Source organism: Nocardioides zeae, assembly GCF_010686755.1.
GTDB lineage: Bacteria > Actinomycetota > Actinomycetes > Propionibacteriales > Nocardioidaceae > Nocardioides > Nocardioides zeae.
Map to the genome: position 1 here is coordinate 67,541 of NZ_JAAGXA010000007.1, position 20,628 is coordinate 88,168.

At 74.1% G+C, this 20,628-nt stretch carries 20 protein-coding genes and 1 tRNA gene; 14 read left to right on the forward strand and 7 right to left on the reverse strand.

Annotated elements, in window-relative coordinates:
- Positions 1–2: 2 nt before the first annotated feature.
- Positions 3–863, reverse strand: a complete 861-nt coding sequence (locus tag G3T38_RS11355; protein WP_338037599.1) for a 3-hydroxybutyryl-CoA dehydrogenase — start codon at positions 861–863, stop codon at positions 3–5.
- 74 nt (positions 864–937) lie between these two features.
- Between G3T38_RS11355 and G3T38_RS11360 the strand changes: the two genes are divergently transcribed.
- Positions 938–1,645 carry a TetR/AcrR family transcriptional regulator gene (locus G3T38_RS11360; protein WP_163772426.1) on the forward strand — a complete coding sequence of 236 codons (708 nt, stop codon included), beginning with the start codon at positions 938–940 and terminating at the stop codon, positions 1,643–1,645.
- A 367-nt stretch (positions 1,646–2,012) separates the two neighbouring features.
- Here G3T38_RS11360 and G3T38_RS11365 read toward each other — a convergent pair whose 3' ends face one another.
- Positions 2,013–3,011 carry a DUF4349 domain-containing protein gene (locus G3T38_RS11365; protein ID WP_163772427.1) on the reverse strand — a complete coding sequence of 333 codons (999 nt, stop codon included), beginning with the start codon at positions 3,009–3,011 and terminating at the stop codon, positions 2,013–2,015.
- Between the two features lie 149 nt (positions 3,012–3,160).
- Between G3T38_RS11365 and G3T38_RS11370 the strand changes: the two genes are divergently transcribed.
- The 10 genes from G3T38_RS11370 to G3T38_RS11415 all read left to right on the forward strand — a co-directional run bounded on the left by G3T38_RS11370 (position 3,161) and on the right by G3T38_RS11415 (position 13,467).
- The gene (locus G3T38_RS11370; RefSeq protein ID WP_163772428.1) at positions 3,161–4,432 is read left to right on the forward strand and encodes an acyl-CoA dehydrogenase family protein; all 1,272 of its coding nucleotides are present in this window, start codon (positions 3,161–3,163) and stop codon (positions 4,430–4,432) included.
- Positions 4,433–4,442: 10 nt separating this feature from the next.
- Positions 4,443–5,720, forward strand: a complete 1,278-nt coding sequence (locus tag G3T38_RS11375) for an acyl-CoA dehydrogenase family protein (protein WP_163772429.1) — start codon at positions 4,443–4,445, stop codon at positions 5,718–5,720.
- 112 nt (positions 5,721–5,832) lie between these two features.
- A complete protein-coding gene (sfnG, locus tag G3T38_RS11380; protein ID WP_163772430.1) occupies positions 5,833–6,963 on the forward strand; it encodes a dimethylsulfone monooxygenase SfnG in 1,131 nt (376 codons plus the stop codon).
- A gap of 3 nt (positions 6,964–6,966) precedes the next feature.
- Positions 6,967–8,220: an SfnB family sulfur acquisition oxidoreductase gene (locus G3T38_RS11385; protein ID WP_338037600.1), complete on the forward strand. Its 1,254-nt coding sequence runs from the start codon at positions 6,967–6,969 to the stop codon at positions 8,218–8,220.
- A gap of 9 nt (positions 8,221–8,229) precedes the next feature.
- Positions 8,230–9,426 carry an LLM class flavin-dependent oxidoreductase gene (locus tag G3T38_RS11390; RefSeq protein WP_163772431.1) on the forward strand — a complete coding sequence of 399 codons (1,197 nt, stop codon included), beginning with the start codon at positions 8,230–8,232 and terminating at the stop codon, positions 9,424–9,426.
- Positions 9,423–9,962: a flavin reductase gene (locus tag G3T38_RS11395; protein WP_163772432.1), complete on the forward strand. Its 540-nt coding sequence runs from the start codon at positions 9,423–9,425 to the stop codon at positions 9,960–9,962. Before G3T38_RS11390 ends, G3T38_RS11395 begins: the two co-directional genes overlap by 4 nt.
- A gap of 64 nt (positions 9,963–10,026) precedes the next feature.
- On the forward strand, positions 10,027–11,424 hold the full coding sequence (gene hemG, locus G3T38_RS11400) for a protoporphyrinogen oxidase (RefSeq protein WP_163772433.1): 1,398 nt from the start codon (positions 10,027–10,029) through the stop codon (positions 11,422–11,424).
- Between the two features lie 58 nt (positions 11,425–11,482).
- The gene (gene hemQ / locus G3T38_RS11405) at positions 11,483–12,265 is read left to right on the forward strand and encodes a hydrogen peroxide-dependent heme synthase (protein WP_163772434.1); all 783 of its coding nucleotides are present in this window, start codon (positions 11,483–11,485) and stop codon (positions 12,263–12,265) included.
- A 201-nt stretch (positions 12,266–12,466) separates the two neighbouring features.
- A complete protein-coding gene (locus G3T38_RS11410; RefSeq protein ID WP_163772435.1) occupies positions 12,467–12,967 on the forward strand; it encodes a cysteine dioxygenase in 501 nt (166 codons plus the stop codon).
- Positions 12,964–13,467 (forward strand): rhodanese-like domain-containing protein, encoded by a 504-nt coding sequence (locus tag G3T38_RS11415; RefSeq protein ID WP_338037601.1) that lies wholly within the window; start codon positions 12,964–12,966, stop codon positions 13,465–13,467. The genes G3T38_RS11410 and G3T38_RS11415 overlap by 4 nt, the downstream gene beginning before the upstream one ends.
- Here G3T38_RS11415 and msrB read toward each other — a convergent pair.
- Together msrB and G3T38_RS22670 are read right to left on the reverse strand one after the other, a co-directional pair.
- Positions 13,439–13,843, reverse strand: a complete 405-nt coding sequence (msrB, locus tag G3T38_RS11420; protein ID WP_163772436.1) for a peptide-methionine (R)-S-oxide reductase MsrB — start codon at positions 13,841–13,843, stop codon at positions 13,439–13,441. The two genes, G3T38_RS11415 and msrB, sit on opposite strands and share 29 nt — an antisense overlap.
- Positions 13,844–13,872: 29 nt before the next feature.
- The gene (locus tag G3T38_RS22670; RefSeq protein WP_163772437.1) at positions 13,873–14,715 is read right to left on the reverse strand and encodes an adenylate/guanylate cyclase domain-containing protein; all 843 of its coding nucleotides are present in this window, start codon (positions 14,713–14,715) and stop codon (positions 13,873–13,875) included.
- 51 nt (positions 14,716–14,766) lie between these two features.
- On the opposite strand from G3T38_RS22670, the gene G3T38_RS11430 reads away from it, so the two are divergent.
- Entirely contained in the window at positions 14,767–15,855 is a 1,089-nt protein-coding gene (locus G3T38_RS11430) for a DNA polymerase domain-containing protein (RefSeq protein ID WP_163772438.1), read from the forward strand.
- A 92-nt stretch (positions 15,856–15,947) separates the two neighbouring features.
- On the opposite strand, the gene G3T38_RS11435 is transcribed toward G3T38_RS11430, so the two are convergent.
- Positions 15,948–16,484: a hypothetical protein gene (locus G3T38_RS11435; RefSeq protein WP_163772439.1), complete on the reverse strand. Its 537-nt coding sequence runs from the start codon at positions 16,482–16,484 to the stop codon at positions 15,948–15,950.
- Positions 16,481–17,680, reverse strand: a complete 1,200-nt coding sequence (locus G3T38_RS11440) for an ATP-dependent DNA ligase (protein ID WP_338037602.1) — start codon at positions 17,678–17,680, stop codon at positions 16,481–16,483. The genes G3T38_RS11435 and G3T38_RS11440 overlap by 4 nt, the downstream gene beginning before the upstream one ends.
- A gap of 44 nt (positions 17,681–17,724) precedes the next feature.
- Here G3T38_RS11440 and G3T38_RS11445 point away from each other — a divergent pair, with 44 nt between their 5' ends.
- Complete coding sequence (locus G3T38_RS11445) at positions 17,725–18,750, forward strand: hypothetical protein (RefSeq protein WP_163772440.1); 1,026 nt, start codon at positions 17,725–17,727, stop codon at positions 18,748–18,750.
- Between the two features lie 198 nt (positions 18,751–18,948).
- On the opposite strand, the gene G3T38_RS11450 is transcribed toward G3T38_RS11445, so the two are convergent.
- Positions 18,949–19,023, reverse strand: a tRNA-Gln gene (locus G3T38_RS11450).
- A gap of 77 nt (positions 19,024–19,100) precedes the next feature.
- Here G3T38_RS11450 and glmU point away from each other — a divergent pair.
- Complete coding sequence (gene glmU, locus G3T38_RS11455; protein WP_163772441.1) at positions 19,101–20,621, forward strand: bifunctional UDP-N-acetylglucosamine diphosphorylase/glucosamine-1-phosphate N-acetyltransferase GlmU; 1,521 nt, start codon at positions 19,101–19,103, stop codon at positions 20,619–20,621.
- The last annotated feature ends 7 nt before the right edge of the window (positions 20,622–20,628 follow it).

Sequence of the window (20,628 nt, forward strand, 5' to 3'; positions counted from 1 at the left end):
CCTCACTTGTCGTAGGTGTAGAAGCCGCGCCCGGTCTTGCGGCCGAGCAGGCCAGCCTCGACCATGCGGGCGAGCAGCGGCGGCGGAGCGTAGAGCTGCTCCTTGAACTCCTCGTAGAGCGACTCCGCGACCGCCTTGGTGGTGTCGAGACCGATGAGGTCGGCCAGGGCGAGCGGGCCCTGTGGGTGGGCGGCGCCCAGCACGAGGCCGCGGTCGATGTCCTCCGCCGTCGCGAACCCGGACTCGAACATGCGGATGGCCGAGAGGATGAAGGGGATGAGGAGCGCGTTGACGACGAAGCCGGCGCGGTCCTGGCAGTCGATGGGCTCCTTGCCGAGGCCCTCGACGAAGGTGCGCGAGCGGGCGACGGTGTCGCGGTCGGTGAGGAGGCTGGGCACGATCTCGACGAGCTTGAGCACCGGCACCGGGTTGAAGAAGTGGATGCCGAGCACGTGGGTCGGGCGCGAGGTGACGACCGCGAGCTTCATGATCGGGATCGACGAGGTGTTGGAGGCCAGGATCGCGTCGGGCGACGTCACGATGGTGTCGAGCTGGCGGAACAACGCCGTCTTGGCGGCCTCGTCCTCGACGATCGCCTCCACCACGAGGTCCCGGTCGGCGAGCTCGTCCATGACGGTGACGACCCGGATGCGGGCGAGCACGTCGTCGGCGCTCGGGATCTTGCCCTTGCTCTCGGCGCGACGGAGCGACGCCTCCAGGCGGTCGCGGCCGGCGCTCGCGCGCGCCTCGTCCGACTCGACGACGACGACGTCGTGCCCGCTGCGGGCGGCGACCTCGGCGATGCCCGCGCCCATGAGCCCGCAGCCCACGACGCCGACGTTGGTGGCACTGGTGTGGTTCACCCTGGTCCTCCTTCTCAGTACGGTACTGAGTACCGTACACGTGGTCCGGCGTACACGTGCCTAGGATGCGGACCATGGCGACGAGCGAGGGCGGGCGGCCGCGGCCGACGGTGCGGGAGCGCCTCCAGCAGGCGGCCTTCGAGCTCTTCGACGAGCAGGGGTACGACGGCACCACCGTGGACGCGATCGCCGAGCGCGCCGGCGTCGGGCGCACCACCTTCTTCCGGGCGTTCCGGTCGAAGGAGGAGGTGATCTTCCCCCACCACGACGAGCTGCTCGAGCAGGTGCGGGGACGGCTGGACGCCGCCTCCGAGCGGCACAGCCTCGTCGCCGTCTTCGAGGCGTCGCGGCTCGTGCTCAAGCACTACCTCAACGAGGGCGAGCTGGCGCAGCGGCGCTACGACCTCACGCGGTCGGTGCCGAGCCTGCGCGAGCGGGAGATCGCCGGGATGCAGCAGTACCAGCGGGCGTTCCGCGAGTACATCCGCACCTGGATGGGCGACGAGCTGCGGGCCGAGCTGATGGCGGGCAGCGTCATCACCGCCCACAACGTCGTGCTCCGCCGGTGGCTCCGTGGTCTCGCCGAGGACCCGGTCGCCGAGTTCGACGTCGCCATGACCAAGGTCGTCGAGCTCTTCGGCGACCGGCGCGGGGATCCCGGTGGGGCCGGCGGTGCAGGCGCCACCGTGGTGGTCGTGACCCACGCCGGCGACGACCCGTCCAGCATCGCCGGCGCCGTCGAGGCCGCCCTGCGCAACGACCTGGCGCACCGCGCCCCCTGAGCAGGCGTCACGCGGGTCCGGGCGACCCTCCGGTGCGACGCGTGGCGGCGTGCGCCGCGACCTCGAGGGACCCCGGGAGGCCGAGCTGGGCTTGGACAGAACCGGCACCTCGACCTCGAGGGACCCCGGGAGGCCGAGCTGGGCTTGGACAGAACCGGCACCTCGACCGCGCCTCGTGATCGGTCGCGCACGGCGCCGTTCGCGTCGCACCAGCGCGGTGCGGCCTCGCTGAGCCTGTTCTGAGTCGAATCGCGTGGAATCGGGCCGGATCAGGGCGACGGGGGTGCGGCGCTGGTGCCGGTTCTGTCCAAGCCTCTTGGGGGCCCGCCGGAGATCGCTCCACTCGCGAACGCGACGGACGGCGGGCTCAGGGGCGACCGGGGTGCGCGGGCAGGTCCGGGCCGGGTCGGTCGGTGCCCGTGGTGACCGCGGTCGCGCGGCGGCGGCGCAGGCGGCGGAGTCCCCACGCGAGCGGCAGGCTGATCGCGGCGAGCAGCAGCACCCACGGGAGCAGCAGGCCGAGGGCGACCGCGAGTGCACCGAGCGTGCCGCTCAGGCCGTCCCAGCCGTCCGCGAGCCCGCCGAGGAACCCCCCGCGGTCCTCGTCGTCGTCCGCCTCGTCGACCGCGGCCTCGTCGGTCCGCTCCACGTAGACGGTGATGGTGGAATACGACGTGGCGTCCTGCAGGTAGTCGAGCTGGGAGGTCAGGCTGTCCAGCGCGGCCTGCCGCGAGGTCAGCTCGCTCTCGATCGCCACGAGCTCGGTGAGGTCCTCCGCCTCGGCGAGCAGCGCCTCGATGCGGGTCAGGCTCTGCTCCTGGGCGCGGATCCGCGCCTCGGTGTCCACGATCTCCGTCCCCACGTCCTCGAGGGACCGCGTGCTCGACGCGGTCGCGGCCACGTCCTCGACGGCGGCCATGGTGTCGTCGAAGGTCGCGCTCGGCACCTGGAGCTCGAGGCGGCTGCCGTCCATGACGCCGTCGCGGTCGGTCGTGGTCTCCTCGCTCGCCACGCGGCCGCCGGTCTCGTCGGCGAGCCGCTGGACGTCGCGCCGGGTCTCGGCCACGTCGTCGGCGACGAGGTCGATCGTGCCCGTGGCGATCACCGTCGACGGGTCGGGGGCGGGGGTCGCCGGTGGTGGGGCCCCCTCGGCGGACCCGCTCGACCCGCCGGCGCCCTCGTCGGCGCCCTCCGAGGGAGCCGCCTGTGGTGACTCCGCGCTCCCCGAGCGGTCCTCGAGGCGCTCGGCGCTCGAGGCTCCCTCGTCGCTGCGGGCGGCGCTGTCGCCACCGTCGCTGCTGCTGCAGGCGGTCAGGGCGACCGTCGTGGTGAGGGCGAGGGCGAGGAGGGTTCCGGTGCGGTTCATGCGGCTTCGACGCCGGAGGGCTCCGAGCGGTTCCGCAACCACTTCCGCGATGTGGGACGGCACGAGCGACCTCGCAAAGTCATTTAAGTTAATCGACATTGCAGGGCGGAGGGCTCGTTCCCCCGCCGTACCGACCCGAAGGAGCAACCATGTCCCTCCCCACCTCGTCCGCCGCCCCGGCGGACGTGACGCGTGCCCCGGAGTGGGGGCCTGCGCCCACGACTGCGGCCGGTTGGATCGAGCGCGCCCACGCCGTGGCCAACCGCCTGTCCCTCGATGCCGTCGACCGCGACCGTCGCGGCGCGACGCCGCACGACGAGGTGCGGCTGCTGAAGCAGTCCGGCCTGGTCACCCTGCTCGCCCCGGCCGCGCACGGCGGAGCCGGTCAGACCTGGAGCACGGCCCTGCACGTGGTGCGCGCGGTCTCCGCGGGCGACGGCTCCATCGGGCAGCTGCTCGGGTACCACTACCTGTGGGCCTGGGCAGCCCGCCTCGTCGGCACCCCGGAGCAGGTCGCCGCCGTCGAGCAGGCGGCGGGCGAGCAGGAGTGGTTCTTCGGGGGCGCGGTCAACCCGCGGGACGACGATCTCGTCATCCGGCTCGTCGACGGTCCGGACGGCCAGCAGCTGTCGTTCAACGGGCGCAAGTCGTTCTCGACCGGCGGCCGGGTCTCGGACGTGACCGTGCTCGAGGGCGTCATCGAGGGCACCGACCAGCACGTCTTCGCGATCGTCCCGACCGACCAGCCGGGCCTGCGGTTCGCGGGGGACTGGGACAACCTCGGCCAGCGACTCACGGAGTCCGGTTCCGTGGAGATCGACGACGTGCGCGTCGACTGGGCCTCGGCGGCCGGGTACGTCGCGACCGCGACCGGCCACGAGTTCGTGCCGCGGGTCTACAACACGCTCAACGTGCCGATCATTCAGGTGATCTTCACGAACCTCTACCTGGGCATCGCCCAGGGCGCACTGCGCACGGCCGCGACGTACACCCGGGGGACGACGCGGGCGTGGCCCTACGCGAAGGACGTGAAGGAGCGGGCGGTCGACGAGTTCCACGTGCAGGAGACCTACGGCGACCTGACCGCCAAGCTCTGGGCGGCCGAGGCGCTGGCCGACCGTGCGGCGGAGCACCTGGAGCGGATCAACGCCCACGCCGACAGCGTCACGCCGGAGGAGCGCGGGGAGGCGGCTGTCGTCATCGCGGCGTCCAAGCAGGTCGCGATCGACGTCGGTCTCGAGATCGGCACCAAGGTCTTCGAGGTCACCGGCGCCCGTGCCAGCGCGAACCACGTCGGCCTCGACATCTTCTGGCGCAACGTCCGCACGCACTCGCTGCACGACCCGGTGGCGCACAAGCGCGCCGAGGTCGGTCGCTACGTGCTGCTCGACGAGCTGCCCGAGCCGACCTGGTACACGTGAGGAGCCGGACATGACCCTCGATCGCACCCGGCGCTCGCCGGGCTTGGAGGAGCTGCGCGCCCGGTTCGCGCCCGTCCTCGCCACCATCGCCGCCGGTGCCCTCGAGCGTGAGCTCGACCGCCGCCTGCCCGTCGAGGAGGTCGAGCTGCTCAAGCGAGCCGGCTTCGGTGCCGTCCGCGTGCCCCGGGAGCACGGGGGCGCCGGGGCCTCGCTGGCCGAACTGACCCAGCTCTGGATCGACCTCGCCGCGGCCGACAACAACCTCGCCCAGGTGCTCCGCGGCCACTTCGCCTTCGCGGAGGACCGGCTGTGGCACCACGCCCGGCGCGGTGGGCAGGAGGTCTGGTTCGACCGGTTCGTCCGTGGCCAGATCGCGGGCAACGCGTGGTCGGAGGTCGGGGCGACCGCCATCGACACGCAGGGCACGGTGCTGCGCCCGGCGGGGGACGGGCAGTTCCGCCTCGACGGCACGAAGTACTACACGACCGGCACGATCTTCGCCGAGTGGGCGGACGTCTACGTGCGCCGCGGGGACGAGGTCGGCGGGTTCGCGATCGCCGTCGTCGAGACGGACCAGGCCGGCGTCTCCGTGCACGACGACTGGAACGGCTTCGGCCAGGTCGGTACGGGCTCGGGCACGGCGGTCTTCGTCGACGCCCGGGTCGCGGCGTCCGACGTGCTGCCCTTCGAGGAGCGGTTCCCCTACCAGACCGCGCTCTACCAGCTGAACCTCCTGGCGACGCTCGCCGGCATCGGTCGGGCGGCGCTGTCGGACGTGGTGCGCCACGTCCGCGGGCGCGAGCGCACCTACTCGCACGCGAACGCCCCGCGCGTCCGCGACGACGCGCAGGTGCTGGCGCGGGTCGGCGAGATCGCGTCGGCGGTGTACGCCGCGGAGGCCGTCACGCTGCGGGTGGCGGACGCGCTCGACGCGGCCCACGAGGCGGCGACCCTCGGGGCGGCCGAGGCGGCAGCGCGCGCCGAGGCCGCCGAGCTGGAGTCGTCGGCCGCCCAGGTCGTCGTCACCGACCTGGTGCTGCGGGCCACCTCCGACCTGTTCGACGCGCTGGGCGCCTCGGGAACCGCGCAGGACAAGGGGCTCGACCGGCACTGGCGCAACGCGCGCACGGTCGCGTCGCACAACCCCCGCATCCTCAAGGCGCGCGTCGTGGGCGACGCGGAGGTCAACGGCACCCCGCCGCCCTACGCGTGGGCGATCGGCCGCACCGAGCGCGACCGGGCCGACTGGACGCCGCGGGCGGTGCCGGTCGCGGAGGCGGTCGGGTGACCTCCCTGGTGTCCGATGGACGGAACAGGCGTCCACATCGCGGGACCACCGTGGTCCGCGCAAAGTCAACTATTACGGTCGAGTTCATCGACCACGTACGTGAGGAGGTCTCATGACCGACGTCCACGCGGAGGCGGTGCGCCGGGCGCACGCCGAGCCGCTGAAGTTCGCCTACTGGGTGCCCAACGTCTCGGGCGGCCTCGTGGTCAGCACGATCGAGCAGCGCACCGACTGGTCCTACGACTACAACAAGACCCTCGCCCGCCTGGCCGAGGACAACGGGTTCGACTACGCCCTGAGCCAGGTGCGCTATCTCGCGTCGTACGGCGCGGCGTACCAGCACGAGTCCACGAGCCTCAGCCTGGCCCTCGCCCTGGCCACCGAGCGCCTCACGGTGATCGCGGCGGTCCACCCGGGCCTGTGGCAGCCCGGGGTGCTGGCGAAGTGGCTGACGACCGCGGACCACCTCACGGGCGGGCGGATCGCCACCAACGTGGTGTCGGGCTGGTTCAAGGACGAGTTCACCAAGCTGGGCGAGCCGTGGCTGGAGCACGGCGAGCGCTACCGGCGGAGCGAGGAGTTCATCCGCTACCTGCGCGAGATCTGGACGAGCGACCACGCCGAGCTGCGGGGCGACTTCTACCGGCTCCACGACGTGGACCTGAAGCCGAAGCCGCTGGACCTGCCGGGCCGGCCCCACCCGGAGATCTTCCAGGGGGGCAACTCGACGGCCGCCCGCGGCCAGGCGGGTCGGGTCGCCGACTGGTACTTCGCGAACGGCAACACGCCCGAGGGCATCGCGGAGCAGGTCCGCGACGTCTCGGAGGTGGCGCACGTCCACGGGCGTACGGTGAAGTTCGGCGTCAACGGGTTCGTCGTGGCCCGCGACACCGAGGCCGAGGCCCGCGACGTGCTCCGCGAGATCATCGACAAGGCGGACCGCGAGGCCGTCGAGGGGTTCGGCGAGGCCGTCAAGCAGGCCGGCCGCTCGACGGGCGACGGCAAGGGCATGTGGCAGGACTCCGAGTTCGCCGACCTGGTGCAGTACAACGACGGGTTCCGCACGGGTCTCGTCGGCACGCCGGAGCAGGTCGCCGAGCGGATCCTCACCTACAAGCGGCAGGGCGCGAACCTGCTCCTCCTGGGCTTCCTGCACTACCACGAGGACGTCCAGTACTTCGGCGAGCGCATCCTGCCGCTCGTCCGGGAGCTCGAGGCCGCCGAGCTGGAGCGGGTGGGCTGAGCCGTGACCGCCGCCGGCACCGCACCGTTCTCCTCCCTGCCCGAGGGACACCGACCGCCCGTCCTCGACGCCGACCAGGCGGTCGAGGTGGCGGCCGAGCTCGCGTCGTACCTGGCCGCGGGGGCGGCCGAGCGCGACGCCGAGCGGGTGCTCCCGGCCGAGCCGCTCGACCGCCTCGCGGCGAGCGGGCTGCAGGGGATCACCGTCCCGACCGTCTTCGGCGGACCGGGGCTCGGTGCGGTGGCGGCGGCGGAGGTCACCCGCCTCCTGGCGACGGGCGACCCCAATGTCGCCCAGATCCCGCACAGCCACTTCGTCTACGTGAACGCGCTGCGGCACGCCGCCTCCGACGCGCAGCGGTCGTTCTTCTTCGGCGAGGTGCTGGCGGGACGCCGCTTCGGCAACGCGCAGTCCGAGGTCGGCACGCGGCACGTGCGGGAGTTCCGCACGGCGTTGACCGCGGTGCCCGCCGCCGAGGGCGGGGGATGGCGCCTCGACGGGGAGAAGGGCTATGCCACCGGCGCCCTCTTCGCCGACTGGATCCCCGTCCTCGCCCACCGGGGGGTGGGCGAGGACGGCACGGCCGGACCGCTGCACGTCGCGTGGGTCGAGCGCGAGGCCGCGGGCGTCAGCGTCGTCGACGACTGGGACGGCCTCGGCCAGCGCACGACCGCGTCCGGGACCGTGCGGCTCGAGGGCGTCCGCGTCCCCGACGCGCACGTGACGCCCTGGCACCTCACCTTCGACGGTCCCCAGGTGTACGGCGCGTTCGCGCAGCTCCTGCACGCCGCCATCGACACCGGGATCGCGCGGGCCGCGGTCGGCGACGCGGCGGCCTTCGTGACCACGACGAGCCGCCCGTACCCCGACGCAGGCGTCGAGCGGGCCGCCGAGGACCCCCTCGTCGTCCACGCGTTCGGCGAGGTGGAGCTCGCCGTGCGGTCGGCGGAGGCGCTGCTGCGCGAGGCGGCCATCGCGGTCGAGGCCGCGGAGGCCGACCTCACCGCGGTCTCGGCGGGCACCGCCAGCCTCGCGGTCGCGGCCGCGCGGGCGTCGTCCACCGCCGCGTCGCTCGAGGCCGGCACACGGCTGTTCGAGGTGGCCGGGACCCGGTCGGCGCTGGCCCGGCTCAACCTCGACCGGCACTGGCGCAACGCGCGCACCCACACCCTGCACGACCCGGCCGCGTGGAAGGTCCAGCACCTGGGCCGCCACGCCGTCGACGGAACCCTGCCCCCGAACCACGGCCAGATCTGAGGAAGCACCATGTCGTTGAAGTTCCACTGGTTCCTGCCCACCAACGGCGGCGACGGACGTCACGTCGTCGGCGGCGGCCACGGCGCCGACGTGGTCGGCGGGGGCCGGCCGGCCTCGGTGGCCTACCTGGGCCAGGTCGCGCGGAGCGCGGAGCAGCTCGGCTTCGAGGCCGCGTTGACGCCGACCGGCGCCTGGTGCGAGGACGCGTGGATCACGACCGCGATGCTCGCGCCCGTGACCGAGCGGCTGAAGTTCCTCGTGGCCTTCCGCCCCGGGCTGACGTCGCCGACGCTCGCGGCGCAGATGGCCGCGACCTACCAGAACCTCACCGGTGGCCGGCTCCTGCTCAACGTCGTCACCGGCGGCGAGAGCCGGGAGCAGCGTGCCTACGGCGACTTCCTCGACAAGGAGGGCCGCTACGCCCGCGGTGGGGAGTTCCTCGAGGTCGTGCGTCGCCTGTGGGCGGGGGAGACGGTGACCTACCAGGGCAAGCACCTGCGGGTCGAGGAGGCGAGCCTCGCGTCCGTTCCCGAGGTCACCCCCCGCATCTATTTCGGCGGGTCCTCGCCCGCGGCCGGCGAGGTCGCGGCGGAGCACGCCGACGTCTACCTGACCTGGGGCGAGCCGCCCGCTGCGGTCGCCGAGAAGATCCGCTGGATCCGGGAGCTGGCCGACCGCCGGGGTCGCGAGGTCCGGTTCGGCATCCGGCTCCACGTGATCCCGCGCGACACCGCGGAGGAGGCCTGGGCCGAGGCCGACCGCCTGCTCGCGGGCATCGACGAGGAGACGATCGCCCAGGTGCAGGCCGGGCTCCGGCGCAGCGAGTCGGTGGGCCAGCAGCGGATGCTCGACCTCAACCGCGGCACCAAGGACGGCCTCGAGATCTCACCGAACCTCTGGGCGGGCGTGGGCCTCGTGCGGGGCGGTGCGGGCACGGCCCTCGTGGGCTCCTACGAGGAGATCGCGGACCGGATCGAGGAGTACCGCGCCGTCGGCATCGACGAGTTCGTGCTCTCGGCCTACCCGCACCTCGAGGGTGCCTACTGGTTCGGCGAGGGCGTGCTGCCCGTGCTGGAGCGGCGGGGGCTCTGGACGAACCCGCTCGGTGCCCGTCCCGTCCTGTCGTCGGTGCCGTTCGGCGCGGCGTCCCCGGCATCTCCGGCATCCCCGGCCGCCGGCCGCGCGCGGGAGGTGTCGGCCCAGTGAGCCTCACGCCCCTCCTCGCCCCGTTCGCCACCAACCAGGACCTCGACCCCGCGCGCCTGCGCCAGGCGTTCGGCGTGTTCCCCAGCGGGGTCGTCGCCGTCGCCGCCGAGGTCGACGGTGCGCTGGTCGGTCTCGCCGCCAGCTCGTTCACCTCGGTGAGCCTGGAACCGCCGCTGGTGTCCTTCTCCATCGCCAACGGCTCGAAGACCTGGCCCGACCTCCGCCGCGCCCGGCACCTGGGCGTGACCATCCTGGCCGAGCACCACGGCGCGGTGTGCCGCCAGCTCGCCGGGCCGGTCGCGTCGCGCTTCGACGGGGTGGACGTCACGGTCACCGACGCGGGCGCGGTGACGCTCGCCGACGGCCTGGCCAGCTTCGACTGCACGATCTACGACGAGGTCGTCGCGGGCGACCACACGATCGTGCTGCTGCGCCTCCACGCGGTCGAGCACGTCGACCCCACCCTGGCGCCCGCGGACGCCGTCGTCCCGGGTCCGCTGGTGTTCCACCGGAGCGGGTTCAGCGCCCTCGTCTGAGCGCGGACCGGGTCGGGGCCGGGCCAGGGCTCGGCCGGAGCCGGGCTCTGGCAGGCTGGTCGGCATGACGGTCGACGGGCGCAGCACGCACGTGGTGGTGGTCGGCGGCGGCATCGCGGGGCTGGCCGCGGCGTACCGGCTCTCCGGCGCGGGCCACCGCGTCACGGTGCTCGAGGCGGACGACCGGGTCGGGGGCAAGCTGCGCACCGCGGAGGTGGCCGGCACCACCGTCGACGTCGGCGCGGAGGCCATGCTCAACCGGCGCCCGGAGGGCGTCGCACTGGCGCGGGACGTGGGGCTCGAGGTCGTGCACCCCGCCCTCGCCTCCTCGCGCATCTGGAGCCGCGGCGCCCTGCGACCGCTGCCCCGCAGCCTCATGGGGGTGCCCAGCGACCTCGAGGAGCTGCGGGCCTCCGGCCTGCTCGACGCCGCCGACCTCGCGCGCGTCGCCGCCGAGCCGAGCCTGCCCGCCGAGGCCGTCGAGACGGGGGAGGACATCACCATCGGCGACCTCGTCGACCGTCGGTTCGGTCCGGCGGTGACCGACCTGCTGGTGGAGCCGCTGCTCGGCGGGGTCTACGCCGGGCACGCGCGGCGCATCTCCGCCCGGGCCGCGATGCCGCAGCTGCTCACCATGGCCGCCCGGGGGTCGATCCTCGAGCAGGCCGCAGCCCTGCCGCGCACCTACGACGCGCCCGTCTTCGCCGGCATCCCGGGCGGCATGGGCCGGCTCCCGGCCGCGCTCGCCGCCGCCGTGGTGGCCGCCGGGGGCACCGTGCGCACCGGGACGCGGGCCACCGGTCTCCGGCGGGACGACGACGGCTTCGTCGTGACGGCCGCCGGTGGTCCCGGTGCGGAGGACCTGCGCGCGGACGCCGTCGTCGTGGCGACCCCCGCCGGGCCGTCGGCCGACCTGCTGGCGGAGGTCGCGCCCGCGGCGGCCGCGGGGCTGCGCTCGTTCACCGCGGCCTCGGTCGCCGTCGTCACCTTCGCCTTCCGCAGCGCGGACGTCGCGGCGTCCCGCGCGGAGGGCTCCGGCTTCCTCGTGCCGCCGGTGGAGGGCCGGAGGATCAAGGCGTCGACCTTCTCCTGGGCCAAGTGGGACTGGGTCGCCGCGGCGGGCGAGGAGGCCGGGCTGCGGTTCCTGCGCACGTCCATCGGACGGGCGGGCGACACGGACGCCGCGCGCCCCGACGCCGAGCTCGTGGCCGGCTCGCTCGCCGAGCTCGCCGCCGCTGTCGGTCTCGAGGCGGAGCCCGTCGCCCACCACGTGCAGCGCTGGCCGGACGGCCTCCCGCAGTACGCCCTGGGCCACACCGACCGGGTACGACGCGTGCGCACCGCCGTCGCGGGCGTCCCGGGCCTCGCGGTCGCGGGCGCGTCGTACGACGGCGTCGGCATCCCCGCGGTGGTGGCCTCCGCGGACCTCGCGGTCGCGGCGCTGGGCCTCGACCCGGCCTGAGCCTCCGCGGACCGAGCCCCCGGAGCGGCGCCGGGACCGCTGCGCGAGAATGACGGGCATGAGCACCGAGCCCGCCGAGACCACCACGGAGACGACCGCGACCACGGCTGCCGCGACGTCGGCCGACCCGCAGGAGCACGTCAAGACGAACGCGGCCAAGCTGCGCGAGATCAACGAGATGTCGCGCTACACGATGTGGTCGGTGTTCCGCCTCGCGCGCGTGCTCGGCCCCGACGCGAAGCGGCGTCGTGAGGCGAAGGAGGTCGAGAAGCTGTTCGCCGACCTCGCGGGCGACGACGTCGTGGTGCGCGGCGTCTACGACGTCAGCGGCCTCCGCGCCGACGCCGACCTCATGGTGTGGTGGCACGCGGAGACGTCGGAGCAGCTCCAGGCGGCCTACAACCGCTTCCGGCGCACGGCGTTCGGCAGCCGGCTCGAGCCCGTCTGGTCGCAGATGGCCCTCCACCGTCCGGCCGAGTTCAACCGCAGCCACGTGCCGGCGTTCCTCGCCGACGAGTCGGTCAAGAAGCACGTGTGCGTCTACCCGTTCGTGCGGTCCTACGAGTGGTACCTGCTGCCCGACGAGGAGCGCCGCGCCCTGCTCGTCGAGCACGGCAAGATGGCCCGCCCCTACCCCGACGTGCGCGCCAACACGGTGAGCTCGTTCGCCCTGGGCGACTACGAGTGGCTCCTCGCCTTCGAGGCCGACGACCTCGGTCGCATCGTCGACCTCATGCGCGAGCTGCGGGCCTCCGGCGCCCGGCGCCACGTGCGCGAGGAGATCCCGTTCTACACCGGCGCGCTGACCCCCGTGCGCGAGCTGGTCGAGCGCCTGCCGTGACGCCGGCCTGACCCCGGCGCGCGTCCCACCATGTGGGCGCCGCGCCGGTCGCAAGTCGAGTCCTCTGGTAGGAATTGGCTCGTGCTGATGCTGTGTCGCTGTTGTCGTCGCCCCCGCTGACCGACCACACCCCTGTCGCCCCGGACCGCCCGCGTCCGTGCCGGGCGACGACACAGCCGACACAGCCCCCAGGGAACAGCCATGACCACGCACAGCTCCGCATCCTCGACCGCGACCTCCGCCGACGTGCCGCCCGGCCTCGCGCTCCTGCCCCTCCTGCAGACGCTCCGCGAGATCGCCGCGGACCCCGACCTGCACCAGCTCGTCGACCTCGACCACCCCGAGCGCCAGTCGCTCGAGCTCCGCTCGACGCCCGACCTGCAGGTGTGGCTGCTGACGTGGCCGCCGGGCTTCAGCACGGGCTGGCACGACCACGGCGAGTCGCGGGGCGCCTACGCCACGCTGCGCGGGCGCCTCACCGAGAACACCTGGGCCCTCGGTGACCCGACCCCCTGGTACGTCGGTCGCGGCGAGTCCCGCGCCTACACGACGGGACACGTGCACGAGGTCCGCAACGAGACCGCGACCACGGCGCTGTCGGTGCACGCCTACGCGCCGCGGCTCACGACGATGACGCGGTACGTCGCGTCCCGCGGCCGCCTCGAGGTCGTCGGTGTCGAGCAGGCGGGGGTCCAGCTGTGAGCGCCGCCGCGATCGAGACCTGGCACGCGTCCGCCCGCCCCCCGCGGCCCCTCCGGCTCGTCGAGCCGGCCGGCAGCCGCTTCGAGGAGGTGTGGTTCGACGGGGTGGACGACATGCTCGCGGACGCCCGGGCCCGCCTGCAGCGGCTGAGCCCGCGCGCGGCGTACCAGGCGGTGCTCTGGGGGAGGGCGCTGCTCGTCGACGTCCGGCCCGCCGCCCAGCGCCGGGAGCAGGGCGAGATCGACCCCCGCCTGGGAGCGCTCGTCCTCGAGCGCGTCGACCTCGAGTGGCGCCTCGACCCGCGGAGCCCGAGCCGCATCGAGGCCGCGTCGTACGAGCTCCCCGTCGTGGTCCTCGACGCGGAGGGCACCACGTCCTCGCTGGCGGCGGACTCGCTGCAGCGCCTCGGCCTGACCGCGGCCACCGACGTCGTCGGCGGCTTCGCCGCCTGGCGTCGTCAGGGGATGCCGGTCAGGACTCCGGACGCGGCTCGAGGGTGAGCGCGATCGAGTTGATGCAGTAGCGGTCGCCGGTGGGCGTGCCGTACCCGTCGGGGAAGACGTGGCCGAGGTGTGAGCCGCAGCTGGCGCACCGCACCTCGACGCGCTTCATGCCGTGGGAGTTGTCCTCGATGTACTCGATCGTGTCGCTGACGGGCTGGTAGAACGACGGCCAGCCGCAGCCCGAGTGGAACTTCGTGTCGGACTCGAACAGCGTCGCGTCGCAGGCCTTGCAGCGGTAGACGCCGACCGTCTCGGTGTCCGTGTACTCACCCGTGAAGGCGCGCTCCGTGCCCGCCTGGCGCAGCACCGCGTACTCCGCCGGGGAGAGCTGCGCCTTCCACTCCGCGTCGGACTTCTCGACCTTGTGACCCATGCGCCCCACGGTACTGCGGCGGCCCAGGCTCACCCGGCCACGGTGGGCGGGACGAGCCGGTGGACGACCTGCGTGCCGGTGATGCCGCGCAGCTCCACCTCCCGGCTGCCCTCGGGGTCCAGCAGCGTGGCGCGCTCGTCGGCGTCGAGCGCGTCGGCGACGGCCTCGCTGACGAGCACCTCGCCCCCGTCGGCGAGGGAGGCGACCCGCGCGGCGTACGCGACGTTGCGGCCGAAGAGGTCGTTGTCGCGGTGCAGCACCGAGCCGCGGTGGATCCCGATCCGCACGCGGACGCGCGGTTCGGCGCGCCAGCCGGCGAGGTCGTGCTGGACGGCCAGCGCGGCGCCGACGGCGTCGGCGGCCGGGCCGAACGCCACCATGAACCCGTCGCCCTGCGTCTTGACGACCTGACCCGCGTGCGCCTCGACGGCGCGCCGCACCACCTCGTCGTGGCGCGCCAGGAGCCGCACCCAGGCGCGGTCGCCCAGGCGGTCGTTGAGGGTCGTCGACCCCTCGATGTCGGAGAAGAGGATGGTGACCCGACCGTCGTGGGTCGCCAGCCGCACCAGGTCGGGCCGCTCCACCTGCGCCCAGCCCGCGAGCTCCTCGATGGAGGACCGGAGCGCACCGCCGACGCCGCGGTCGCGCACGAGCTCCACCGTCTCCCAGACCGCCCGGACGGCCTCGCGGGGACGGGGCAGCCGCAGCCGCGAGGCCGGGGGAAGGGCCGCGGCGTCGCGGAGGGCGGCGACCTCGGCGTCGAGACGACGGACCCGCCGGCGGTCGACCACCAGCAGCACCCCGAACGTCACGGCCGCGGCCAGCGACGCCACCTGCAGCACGACGAGCAGCACGATCGACCAGGTCGGCACGGGCGCATCGTGCCAGACGAGGTCGCGTGGCCGGAGCGGTTACGGTGAGCCATGGCCAAGACGCCCGCCGCGCACGTCGTCGTAGGAGAGCGGGAGGTGCGTGTCTCGAGCCCCGACCGGGTGGTCTACGCGGCCACGGACCGCACGCCGGAGGTCACGAAGCTGCAGGTGTGCGCGTACTTCGCCGCGGTCGGCGACGCCTTCATGCACGCCAACGGGCAGCGGCCCGTCGCCCTCGAGCGGTGGCCCGACGGGTGGCGGGAGGGGATGACGCTCACGGTCGGGCCCGGGGGCCAGCAGCAGGGCGACGGCTTCTACTCGAAGCGGCTGCCCAAGGGCGCCCCCGACTGGGTCGAGACCTGCCGCGTCACCACGCCCAACGGGCGTCCGATCGACGAGCTGTGCCTCACGGAGCCGGCCGCCGCGGTCTGGGCGGCGCACATGGGGACGCTGACGTTCCACCCCTGGGCCGTGCGCGCGCCCGACGTCGAGCACCCGGACGAGCTCCGCGTCGACCTCGACCCCCAGGAGGGGGCGACGTTCGCCGACGCGCGGCGCGTCGCTGCGGCGACGCGAGAGCTGCTTGAGGAGCGCGGCCTGCGGCCGTTCGTCAAGACGAGCGGGAACCGCGGCATCCACGTGTACGTGCGGATCGAGCCCCGGTACGGGTTCGAGGAGGTCCGCCACGCGGCCATCGGGCTCGGCCGCGAGCTCGAGCGCCGCGACGTCGGGGCCACGACCAGCTGGTGGAAGGAGGAGCGGCCGGCAGGGTCGGTCTTCCTCGACTTCAACCAGAACCTCCGCGACCGGACGGTGGCTGGCGCGTGGTCGTTGCGGCCGCGGCCGGGCGCCCCCGTCAGCACACCGCTGACCTGGGAGCAGCTGGCCGACCTCGCGGACCCTCGCGAGCTCCACCTCTTCTCGGTCCCCGAGCGGCTCGCCGACGGCGACCCGTGGGCCGAGATCGACGCCACGGCCCACGCGATCGACCCGCTGCTGGAGCTCTGGGAGACGCTGCCCGGCGGGGAGCTGAGCTTCCCGCCGGACCACCCGAAGATGCCCGGCGAGCCGCCCCGCGTGCAGCCCAGCAAGAAGGTGGCCGAGCACTGGGACGACGCGGGCAACCGACGGCCCGACTGAGCCGTTCCCGCGGCCGCCGGGCGCCCCACCCCTCCAGGACGTCATGCGGTGCGGCGGCCCCGCCCACCGGGGCGCATGACGTCCGGGGTGGGTCAGAGACCGGTGACGCCCTCGCCGGCGCCGTCGGCCTGCTCGGCGAACGTCTCGTGCTCGAGCAGGTGCAGCACGGGCACGTCGAGGTGGCGCCGCGCCCGCGACGTCCAGTCGACGCCGAAGAACTCGGCGACCGCGTGCGAGCTCGTCAGCACGATGACCTCGCTCGCGTCCACGGTCGACACCGTCGAGAGCAGCGCCCCGATCGGGTCGTCGGCCACGACCGCGCCCTGGGCCTTCGCCCCCGTGGCCCGCAGCTGGGCGAGCGTCTCGGCGAGGCCCTCGTGGGCCTCCTCCTCGCTCTGCTCGTGGAGCCCGTCGAAGTCGATGCTCGCCAGGGCGTAGCTGGGGGAGCCGACCAGGTCGCCCGAGCCGAGGGTGCCGACCGCGGTGGCCATGCGCTCGGCGGCGTCGTCGACGGGCAGCAGCACGTCGTAGACCACCTCCTCGCCCAGCTCCACGTGGAGCGAGGTGACCTGGCGGGCGTCCAGCTCGGTCAACGGCTGCTCGACGAGCAGCACGACGTGGTACGTCATGGCGTCTCCTGGGGTGCGTCGGTTCCTGGGTCGGTCACGGGGTCGGTGCGGGGGGTCAGCACGGTCGTCAGGTCGTAGCCCACCGGTTCGTCGAGCTGCTCGTAGCCGCAGGACGTGGGCTCCCGGTCGGGGCGCCACCGCTTGAACTGCGCGGTGTGGCGGAACCGGCGGCCCTCCATGTGGTCGTAGCCCACCTCGAGCACGCGCTCGGGCCGCAGCGGCACGAAGGAGAGGTCCTTGCCGGCGCTCCACCGCGACTGGGTGCCGGGCACCCGGTCCGGGTTCGCGACCGCCCACTCCTCCCAGGCGCCCCACGGGTGCTCGCCGAGCGGGCAGACGAGCGGCGCGAGCTCCTCGATGAGCTCGGCCCGCCGGGCGGCGGTGAACGAGGCGGAGACGCCGATGTGCTGGAGGGAGCCGTCCGCGTCGTACAGGCCCAGCAGCAGCGACCCGAGCAGCGGCTGCTCCGGCGTGGAGGTCTTGTGCTCGCGGTAGCCGGCGACCACGACGTCGGCCGTGCGCGCGTGCTTGATCTTGAACATCGTGCGGCCGTTCTCGGTGTACGGCGCGTCCAGCGGCTTCGCGATGACGCCGTCGAGCCCGGCACCCTCGAACTGCTCGAACCAGGCACGGGCCTCGTCGGGGTCGGTCGTCGTGCGGACGAGGTGGCAGCCGGTGAGGGCGGGTCCGTCGTCCGTCGCGTCGGCGGGCCCCGCGAGGTGGGCGAGCGCCCGCTCGAGGGCGGCGCGGCGCTCGGCGAAGGGGCGCTCGACGTAGGACTCGTCGCCGAGGGCGAGCAGGTCGAACGCCACGAAGCCCGCGGGCGTCGTCGCGGCGAGCATGCGCACGCGCGAGTCGGCGGGGTGGATGCGCTCCTGGAGCACCTCGAACTCGAGCCGGGGGAGACCGGCGCCGTCGGCGCCGGCGGGCGTCGCGACGTACAGCTCCCCGTCGAGGACGCACCGGTCCGGGAGCTGCGCGCGGGCCGCGGCGACCACGTCGGGGAAGTAGCGCGTCAGGGGCTTCGTGTTGCGCGACGTCAGCTCGACCTCGTCGCCGTCCTTGAAGACGAGGCACCGGAAGCCGTCCCACTTGGGCTCGAACGACAGGCCGCCGGGGTGCCGTGCCGGATCGGGGACACCGGCGACCGACTTCGCCAGCATCGGCCGCACGGGCGGCATCACCGGAAGGTCCACGGCACGACCCTATCCCCGTCGCCCGACCGCCCTATGCTGCGCGGATGGTCGCCACCGACAAGCAGGCCCCCACCACCGCCGAGCGCCTCCTCGACGCCCAGGTCGCGTGGGTGCTCGACGAGCTCACCGGCCCGGGCGCGGCGGAGCGCCTGCCCCGGTACGTCGACGACGTGCTCGCCGTCGCCGCCGTGGTGCGGGTCGAGGAGGTCGTCGAGGCCGACGAGGTCGCGACCGCGGTCCACGCGCTGACCGCCACCGCCCCCGGCAGCGCCTTCGTCAGCACGGTCGTCGAGGCGATCGCCGACGCCGTGCACGCGGGACCGTCCGGACCCGTGACCCTCGACGACCTGGTCGACCGCGAGCAGCTGGTGGCGCTCCTCGACGCCTTCCTGGCCCGCACCGACGAGCTCGAGGCGCTGCTGGACGACCTGACCCGCAGCCCCGAGGCGGCGGGCCTGGCGGCCACGTTCCTCACCCGGGTCGTGGCCGAGGTCGTGCAGGCCAACCGGGCCGTGGCGGAGAAGATCCCCGGCGTCGGGTCGCTCGTGTCGTTCGGCGCCAGCGCGGCCGGCAAGGTGATGGGCGCCGCGGACCGCCAGGTCGAGCAGCTGGTCGGCGGTACCGCCGGCAAGGGCGCCGTGATCGCCATGAGGCGGCTCAACGCCGTGCTCCTCGCCACGCTCCGCGACCCCGGCACGCGCGACGCGCTCGTGGGCGTCCTCGAGACCTACGCGGACCGTCCGCTGCCGCGGCCGACCGGCGACGCCGAGGAGGTACGCCGCGTCGCCGGCACCGTCCAGGACCTCGTCATCGGCGTGCTCGCCTCCGAGGCCGCGCGGGAGCTAACCGCCGGGGTCGTGCGGAGCCTCGTCGCGACGTACGGCCCCCACACGCTCGCCGAGGTGCTCGACGACCTCGGGGTGGGCCGCGACGAGATCGCCGCCGTCGTGACCACCGCCGGCCCGCGGCTGCTCGCCGTCGCCCGCGAGAACGGCGAGCTCGAGCGGATCGTGCGCGAGCGGCTCGCGCCGTTCTTCGCCTCCGACGATGCCGTCGCGATCCTGGGCTGAGGAAAGTGCGCGGGGCGCTGGCCCCGGAGAAGGAAAACGCGGACCGGACGGGGCCGGGGGCCGGGCGTGTCGGCCCCGGAGTCCGCGTTTTCCTTCCCCGCTCGGGGGCCTGGTCCGCGTTTTCTTTCCTGGTTCTTTCCCGGCACCGGCCCGTCGCGACGAGTGCCGCGCCGCGTCGGAGCGCGTGGCGACGAGGGGCTCCCCGGGTTGGAATCGAACCAACGAAAGACGGATTCAAAGTCCGCCCGCCCGTGCCAGCAGAGCAACCGGGGAACGCCCGCGCGCGGAGCGGGGCGAGGCACCACCTTAGGTGAAGCCCGCGTCGTCCGGTCGGTCTAGGGTGTCCCCCCATGAGCCAGGTGACCGTCATCGTCCTCGCCGCCGGTGGCGGCACCCGCATGCGGTCCAAGACGATGAAGGTGCTCCACCGGGTCGGGGGCCGCACGATGGTGGGCCACGTGCTCGCCGCCACGCGCGCCGTCGCCCCTGCCCGGGTGGTCGCCGTGGTCGGTCACCAGCGCGAGGCCGTGGGGGCCCACGTGCGCGAGCTGGAGCCCGACGCGGTGCTGGCGGTGCAGGAGTCGCAGGACGGCACGGGGCACGCGGCCCGGGTGGCGGTCGACGCGCTCGGGGGCAGCGTCGAGGGCACCGTCGTCGTGCTCACCGCCGACACCCCCCTGCTGCGCGGCGAGAGCCTGGCGGCGTTCGTCGCCGACCACGAGGCGGCCGAGCGGGCCGTCAGCATCCTGTCGGCCGAGATCGACGACCCGACGGGCTACGGCCGCATCGTGCGCGACGAGGAGGGCGACGTGGTCGCCATCGTCGAGCAGAAGGAGGCGGACCACGACCAGCGCGAGATCCGGGAGATCAACTCGGGGATCCTCGCCTTCGACGGTGCGTTCCTCGGCGAGGCCCTGGCGGCGATCGGCAACGACAACGCCAAGGGCGAGTACTACCTGACCGATGCCGTCGGGATCGCCCGCGACACGGGGCTGACGGTCGGGGCCTACTGCATCGACGACGAGACCCAGACCCGCGGCGCGAACGACCGGGCGCAGCTGGCCGAGCTGGGCCGACTGCTCAACCGCCGCATCCTCGACCACTGGATGACCGAGGTCGGCGTCACGATCATGGACCCGGACACCACGTGGATCGACAGCGACGTCGTGCTCGCTCCCGACGTGACGATCCTCCCGGGCACGCAGCTCCTGGGCGCCACCGTCGTCGCCGAGGACGCGGTCATCGGCCCCGACACCACGCTCGAGGACTGCGAGGTCGGCGCCGGAGCGCGCGTCGTGCGCACCCACGGCCAGCTGGCCGTCATCGGGGGCGGTGCGACCGTGGGGCCGTACTCGTACCTGCGGCCCGGCACCCGGCTGGGCGCTGCCGGCAAGATCGGCGCCTTCGTCGAGACCAAGAACGCCGTGATCGGCGACGGGGCGAAGGTGCCGCACCTGTCCTACGTCGGGGACGCCGAGATCGGCGAGGGCACCAACATCGGAGCGGGCACGATCGTCGCGAACTACGACGGGATCGCCAAGCACCGCACCGTCGTCGGCCGGCACGCCCGCACCGGGTCGAACAACACCTTCGTGGCGCCCGTCAGCATCGGCGACGGCGCGAGCACGGGTGCCGGCACCGTCGTCCGCACGGACGTCCCCGCCGGGGCCCTGGCGGTGTCCGCCGGCCCGCAGCGCGCCATCGAGGGCTGGGTGGCGCGGCGTCGCCCCGGTACGGCGCAGGCCGCTGCCGCGGCGGAGGCGCAGGGCGCGGCGTACCCGGGCGGAGCGGACGGGAGCCACGACGGGAGCCACGACGGGAGCCACGACGTCGACAACGAGCCCGCGGACGGCCAGCCCCCGCTCTCCTGAGGTGACC

Coding starts and splice junctions, on each gene's coding strand:
- G3T38_RS11365 (WP_163772427.1), bottom strand. CDS start 3,011: ATGAACCGCACCGGAACCCTCCTCGCCCTCGCCCTCACCACGACGGTC.
- G3T38_RS11430 (WP_163772438.1), top strand. CDS start 14,767: ATGGCCAAGACGCCCGCCGCGCACGTCGTCGTAGGAGAGCGGGAGGTG.
- G3T38_RS11435 (WP_163772439.1), bottom strand. CDS start 16,484: ATGACGTACCACGTCGTGCTGCTCGTCGAGCAGCCGTTGACCGAGCTG.
- G3T38_RS11390 (WP_163772431.1), top strand. CDS start 8,230: ATGTCGTTGAAGTTCCACTGGTTCCTGCCCACCAACGGCGGCGACGGA.
- sfnG (WP_163772430.1), top strand. CDS start 5,833: ATGACCGACGTCCACGCGGAGGCGGTGCGCCGGGCGCACGCCGAGCCG.
- G3T38_RS11375 (WP_163772429.1), top strand. CDS start 4,443: ATGACCCTCGATCGCACCCGGCGCTCGCCGGGCTTGGAGGAGCTGCGC.
- G3T38_RS11370 (WP_163772428.1), top strand. CDS start 3,161: ATGTCCCTCCCCACCTCGTCCGCCGCCCCGGCGGACGTGACGCGTGCC.
- G3T38_RS11445 (WP_163772440.1), top strand. CDS start 17,725: ATGGTCGCCACCGACAAGCAGGCCCCCACCACCGCCGAGCGCCTCCTC.
- hemQ (WP_163772434.1), top strand. CDS start 11,483: ATGAGCACCGAGCCCGCCGAGACCACCACGGAGACGACCGCGACCACG.
- msrB (WP_163772436.1), bottom strand. CDS start 13,843: ATGGGTCACAAGGTCGAGAAGTCCGACGCGGAGTGGAAGGCGCAGCTC.
- G3T38_RS11360 (WP_163772426.1), top strand. CDS start 938: ATGGCGACGAGCGAGGGCGGGCGGCCGCGGCCGACGGTGCGGGAGCGC.
- glmU (WP_163772441.1), top strand. CDS start 19,101: ATGAGCCAGGTGACCGTCATCGTCCTCGCCGCCGGTGGCGGCACCCGC.
- hemG (WP_163772433.1), top strand. CDS start 10,027: ATGACGGTCGACGGGCGCAGCACGCACGTGGTGGTGGTCGGCGGCGGC.
- G3T38_RS11410 (WP_163772435.1), top strand. CDS start 12,467: ATGACCACGCACAGCTCCGCATCCTCGACCGCGACCTCCGCCGACGTG.